Genomic DNA, 5,944 nt, shown 5'->3' with positions numbered 1-5,944 from the left:
GGGTGTCCTCCCGCTGTTCCCAGGCCCGCAGCATGCCGGTGTGGCGTTCCAGGAACTCCCGGTAGCGGGCGGCGATGGCGTCCAGGTCCCACCAGCGGGCCACCGCCTGTTCGGTGGGCGTGTAGCCGAGGTGGTCGCCGCGGAAGAGGTCCACGTAGCGCTCGAGGCCCAGGCGGCTGAGGGAGTGCCGGGTCTCCTCGTGGACGCGGGCCGGGGCTATCCACACGCCGGGGGCGGCGGCGCCGAAGCCGAGGCGGGCCAGCCGGGTGCGCAGCACGTGGCGCTGCTGCCGCTCGGTCTCGGGGACGGAGAAGACGGCCAGCAGCCAGTCCTCCTCGTCGGACGGGGCGGCGTGCACCCGCCGTCCGGTGTCCTCCAGCAACTGCCGGGCACCGGGCGACAGTTCGTACCCGGCGGCGCCCGCGGCGGTGCGGGCGGGGACGAGCATGCCGCGCCGCTTGAGCCGGGAGACCGCGGACCGCACCGAGGGGGCGTCGACGCCGACCGCCGCGAGGAGCCGGATCAGCTCCGCGACGGGCAGCGGTCCGGTCAGGTGACGGCCGTACGCGCCGTAGAGCGTGACGATGAGGGAACGGGGAGCGCGTTGGTCGGACACGTTGATCATTTTAGAGGGCCGGACATGACGGAGTGTCACGGGGGGCGACCCTGACCTGGGCCGCCGTCCCCACCGCGGCCCCGGCGGCCGTCCCCCGCCGCGCCGTTCAGGCCCAGCCGAGCCGTGCCGCCTGGAGGCCCAGCTGGAGCCGGGTCTGGGCGCCGGTGAGCTTCATCAGCTGGCCCACCCGGCGCTGCACGGTGCGCAGGGACAGGCCGAGGCGGACGGCGACCGCCTGGTCGGTGAGTCCGGCCACCAGCAGGCTCATGATGCGGGCGTCCGTCTCGTCCAGGGCGCTCTGCGAGGACTGCACGGCCGTCCCGGCCCGGGGCACGGTGAGGCGCGAGCTGCGGTGCCAGACCAGTTCGAACAGTCCCATCAGGGCGTCCAGCAGACCGCTGGGCCGCACCAGGAGGGCACCGTCCGCGGCGTGGCCCCGGCCGCCCATCGGCACCATGGCGAGCTCCCGGTCGGCGATCATCAGCTTGACCGGGACGGAGTCGGTGACCCGCACCTCCTCGCCGGCGTCCACGGCGCGTTCCAGTTCCTCGACGATGCCGTCGTCCTCCTCCAGCATGCGGCGCTCGAGGACCACCCGGTAGGCGACGCCGCGGGCGGCCGCGGCGGCCTCGGTGGCGGTGTTCTCGGTGGTGGAGACGAAGCGCGCGGGGGCCTGCACCAGGCAGAGGATCTCGCTGCGCGCGCCGGTCTGGAGCTGTTCCAGCCGCTGGCGGGTGGCCTCGGTGCCGCGGACCACGTCCAGGACGTCGGAGGAGGACCGTTCGGCCATGGTGGCCCGGTACAGCTCCTCCAGGGAGCCGAGCTCGAGTTCGGCCAGCCGGAGCGCGTTCTGCTGGCGCACCAGCATCGAACCGAGGGCGAGCCGGGGCGGGGAGGCGCTGAGCCGGCCGGGCGCCTGTCCGTTGCGGGCGGCCAGGCCCAGCGCCTCCAGGCGGCCCATCAGCCGCGCGGCCTCACCCTCCGGCACGCGCAGCACGCCGGCCAGCTCCGCGGCCGAGCAGGAGGGGCGGCGCAGCAGCTCGCGGTAGGCGTCCGACTCGTTCTCCGTCAGTCCCAGCACATCCTGGATCATCGTGGCCCCCCACAGGATCGCGTCCCGCCCGGGCACGGCGGGTTCATGCCATGTCGTAATGCCGCAACCTCGCACGGATCCCGCCTGGCGTAAAGCACCGTCCATGACGTGAGGCACTCTCCCCCGCACGCGCATACCCGCAAGCCGGGGGAAGGGACCGTCCGGCAGGGATGAAAGGGCCTGGTCGGGGTCAGGATCACTGGCATGGGATTTCACGTCGACTCAGAGACCGGCCGCCTGCGCCGGGTCGTTCTGCACCGCCCCGGCCTGGAGCTGAAGAGGCTCACCCCCAGCAACAAGGACGACCTGTTGTTCGACGACGTCCTGTGGGTGCGCCGCGCCCAGGCGGAGCACGACGCCTTCGCCTCGGTGCTGCGCGAGCGCGGCGTCGCCGTGCACCTCTTCGGCGACCTGCTGGCCGAGACCCTGTCCGTTCCCGAGGCCCGCACCCTGGTCCTCGACCAGGTCTTCGACGACCGGGAGTTCGGCCCGCTGGCCACCGACCACCTGAGATCGGTCTTCGAGGCTCTGCCGTCCGAGCGGCTGGCCGAGGCGCTGGTCGGCGGCATGACCAAGCGGGAGTACCTGGACGAGCATCCGGAGCCGGTCTCCATCCGGTTCCACGTGATGGAACTGGACGACTTCCTGCTGAACCCGCTGCCCAACCACCTCTTCACCCGCGACACCTCCGCCTGGATCTACGACGGCGTCTCGATCAACGCGATGCGCTGGCAGGCGCGCCGCCGCGAGACCGTGCACTTCGAGGCGCTCTACCGGCACCACCCGCTGTTCCGCCGCGAGGACTTCCACATCTGGTCGCAGGGGCACGCGGACTATCCGTCGACCATCGAGGGCGGCGACGTGCTGGTGATCGGCAACGGGGCGGTGCTGATCGGGATGAGCGAGCGGACCACCCCGCAGGCGGTGGAGATGATCGCGCGCAAGCTCTTCGCGACCGGTTCGGCCCGCACCGTGGTGGCGCTGGACATGCCCAAGCGGCGGGCGACGATGCACCTGGACACGGTGATGACCATGGTGGACCGGGACACCTTCACCCAGTACGCGGGCCTGGGCATGCTGCGCTCCTACACGATCACGCCGGGCGGCGCCGGCCGGCTCGACGTCGCCGACCATCCGCCGGAGCACATGCACCGCGCGATCGCCGCGGCGCTGGACCTGCCCGAGATCCGGGTGCTCACCGCCACCCAGGACGTCCACGCCGCCGAGCGGGAGCAGTGGGACGACGGGTGCAACGTGCTGGCGGTGGAGCCGGGCGTGGTGGTCGCCTACGAGCGGAACACCACGACCAACACGCACCTGCGCAAGCAGGGCGTGGAGGTGATCGAGATCCGGGGCAACGAGCTGGGCCGCGGGCGGGGCGGCCCGCGCTGCATGAGCTGTCCGGTGGAACGCGACCCGGTGTAGCGCTCCGGCGGAACGCGATCCGGTGTAGGGTCTCGCTTTCCTCGACGCCGTGAATAATCATTCTTGGTGTCGTATAGAATTCCAGAGTCCCCGCAGCAGTCCAGGAGCTCGTGATGCCTTCCCTCCCCTCCGCCCTCGCCGGTCGCAGTTTCCTCAAGGAGCTGGACTTCACCCGTGAGGAGTTCCGCGGTCTGGTCGAGCTGGCCGCCGAGCTGAAGGCGGCCAAGAAGGCCGGGACCGAGACCCCCTGCCTGCGCGGCCGCAACATCGCGCTGATCTTCGAGAAGACCTCGACGCGCACCCGCTGCGCGTTCGAGGTCGCCGCCGCCGACCAGGGCGCCTCCACCACCTTCCTGGACCCGTCCGCCTCACAGATCGGGCACAAGGAGTCGGTGAAGGACACCGCCCGGGTGCTGGGCCGGATGTACGACGGCATCGAGTACCGCGGCGACAGCCAGGCCAAGGTGGAGGAGCTCGCCGCGCACGCCGGCGTGCCGGTCTTCAACGGCCTCACCGACGACTGGCACCCGACCCAGATGCTCGCCGACGTGCTCACCATGACCGAGCACTGCGCCAAGCCGCTGGAGCAGATCGCCTTCGCCTACCTGGGCGACGCCCGCTTCAACATGGGCAACTCCTACCTGGTCACCGGCGCCCTGCTCGGCATGGACGTGCGGATCGTGGCGCCGCGCTCCTACTGGCCCGACGAGGAGATCGTCGCCCGCGCCCACAAGCTGGCCGAGATCAGCGGCGCCCGCGTCACGCTGACCGAGGAGGTCGCCGAGGGCGTCCTGGGCGCGGACTTCGTGGCCACCGACGTCTGGGTCTCCATGGGCGAGCCCAAGGACGTGTGGGGCGAGCGGATCGCGGCCCTGTCGCCCTACGCGGTGACCATGGACGTGCTGCGCGCCACCGGCAACCCGGACGTGCGCTTCCTGCACTGCCTGCCCGCCTTCCACGACCTCGGCACCGAGGTCGGCCGGCAGATCCACGCCGAGTACGGCCGGGACTCGCTGGAGGTCACCGACGAGGTCTTCGAGTCGGAGCACTCGGTGGTCTTCGACGAGGCCGAGAACCGCCTGCACACCATCAAGGCCGTCATGGTCGCCGCGCTCGGCCGGTGACACGACGGCCGGCGGCCGGTCACGACGCCCGCCGGTCACGGCGCTCGGCCGGTGACACGACGGCCGTGAGGACGTAATCTCGTCCCGCGCATGCCCGGCATGCCCCGCACCACCTGACTGACCTGCTGATACGCCTCGTGGCCGTCGTGCCGCGGGCGTGTCGCCGGGCGGCGTGGAACCATCCCTTCCGTGCCGCCCGACCAGCGACCCACCCCGTCGCGTACCGCACCACCGAGAAACGAGCACCACCCGTATGCCCGCTCCACGCGTCAAGTCCTCACGCCTCCTGATCGCCGAATCCGGCCATGACCTCGAGGGTCACGGTCTGAAGCGGACGATGAGCCTCTTCCACCTCATCTGCTTCGGCATAGGCGCCGTGGTCGGCACCGGCATCTTCGTCGGGCTGTCCGACTCGATCGCCGAGGCCGGCCCCGCGGTCGTCGTCTCCTACGTCCTCGCCGCGATCACCTGCGTCTTCACCGCCTTCTCCTTCGCCGAGCTCGGCGGCGCCATCCCGGTGGCCGGCTCCTCGTACTCCTTCGCCTACGCCGGTCTCGGCGAGACCTGGGCCTTCCTGGTCGGCTGGTGCCTGCTCCTGGAGTACGGCATCTCCATCTCCGCGGTCGCGGTCGGCTGGAGCGAGTACGTCAACGAGCTGCTCGACAGCCTGCTGGGCTTCCAGCTCCCCGCCGCTCTCTCGCACGGTCCCACCGAGGGCGGCCTGCTCAACCTGCCTGCCGTGGTGCTGATCGGCCTGGCCACGATGCTGCTGGTGCGGGGCGTGCGGGAGAGCGCCCGGGCCACCGCGGTGATGGCGGTCGTCAAGCTGGTCATCCTGGTCGTGTTCTGCGTGGTCGGCTTCACCGCCTTCCAGGACGGGCACCTCAGCCCCTTCGCCCCCGAGGGCGTGGCGGGCATCGGCGCGGCCACCTCGGCGGCCTTCTTCTCGTACATCGGCTTCGACGCCATCACCACGGCCGGTGAGGAGTCGCGCAACCCGCGCCGCGACGTGCCGATCGCGATCCTGGTCTGCATCGGCCTGGTGACCGTCCTGTACTGCGCGGTCGCCCTGGCGGCGATCGGCGCCATCGGCTCCGAGGAGGCGGGCAGCCGGCCGGCCGCGCTGTCCCACGTGGTCGACACCGTCACCGGCTCGGACATCGGCGGCGCGGTCATCGCCTTCGGCGCGGTCGTCGCCATCGCCTCGGTGACGCTGGCGGTGACCTACGGCCAGAGCCGCATCCTGATGTCGATGTCGCGCGACGGCCTGATGCCGCGGGTCTTCGAGAAGGTCTCCCCCAGGACCTCGACGCCGGTGACCGGCACGGTGATCATCGGCGTGGTCTTCAGCCTGGTCGCCGCCTTCGTGCCGCTGGGCGGGCTGATCGACCTGTCCACCATCGGCACGCTGGCCGCGATGGCCGCGGTGAACATCGCGGTGATCACGCTGCGCCGCCGCGAGCCCGAGCTGGAGCGGCCGTTCCGGGTGCCGCTGGGTCCGGTCCTGCCCGTGCTGGGCGTGCTGTTCTGCCTGTACCTGATGTTCGAGACGGGCTGGGAGACGTGGGTGCAGTTCGCCGTCTTCCTTGCGGCGGGGCTCGCGCTGTACCTCGGGTACGGGCGCAAGCACTCCGTCCTGGGCTCCCGCCCCACCGAGGAGCCCCCGGTCCTCGCCGGCCGCTGACC

The 5,944-nt window shown here is 71.6% G+C and carries 5 protein-coding genes; 3 read left to right on the top strand and 2 right to left on the bottom strand.

The features are described from left to right. Together ACOV8S_RS03425 and ACOV8S_RS03420 are read right to left on the bottom strand one after the other, a co-directional pair. A partial coding sequence (locus tag ACOV8S_RS03425) for a PaaX family transcriptional regulator (protein WP_448317335.1) occupies window positions 1–625 on the bottom strand: 625 nt, incomplete at its 3' end. A gap of 97 nt (window positions 626–722) precedes the next feature. Next, window positions 723–1,709 (bottom strand): helix-turn-helix domain-containing protein, encoded by a 987-nt coding sequence (locus ACOV8S_RS03420; RefSeq protein WP_448316030.1) that lies wholly within the window; start codon window positions 1,707–1,709, stop codon window positions 723–725. A 204-nt stretch (window positions 1,710–1,913) separates the two neighbouring features. On the opposite strand from ACOV8S_RS03420, the gene ACOV8S_RS03415 reads away from it, so the two are divergent. From ACOV8S_RS03415 to ACOV8S_RS03405, 3 genes are all read left to right on the top strand, one after another. Further along, window positions 1,914–3,134: an arginine deiminase gene (locus ACOV8S_RS03415; protein WP_448316029.1), complete on the top strand. Its 1,221-nt coding sequence runs from the start codon at window positions 1,914–1,916 to the stop codon at window positions 3,132–3,134. 113 nt (window positions 3,135–3,247) lie between these two features. Beyond that, window positions 3,248–4,258: an ornithine carbamoyltransferase gene (gene argF, locus ACOV8S_RS03410; RefSeq protein WP_448316028.1), complete on the top strand. Its 1,011-nt coding sequence runs from the start codon at window positions 3,248–3,250 to the stop codon at window positions 4,256–4,258. Between the two features lie 253 nt (window positions 4,259–4,511). Further along, window positions 4,512–5,942 carry an amino acid permease gene (locus ACOV8S_RS03405; RefSeq protein WP_448316027.1) on the top strand — a complete coding sequence of 477 codons (1,431 nt, stop codon included), beginning with the start codon at window positions 4,512–4,514 and terminating at the stop codon, window positions 5,940–5,942. The last annotated feature ends 2 nt before the right edge of the window (window positions 5,943–5,944 follow it).

The sequence above is a fragment of the Streptomyces sp. CO7 genome, from assembly GCF_053474865.1.
This window is presented reverse-complemented; position numbering and strand designations above follow the sequence as displayed.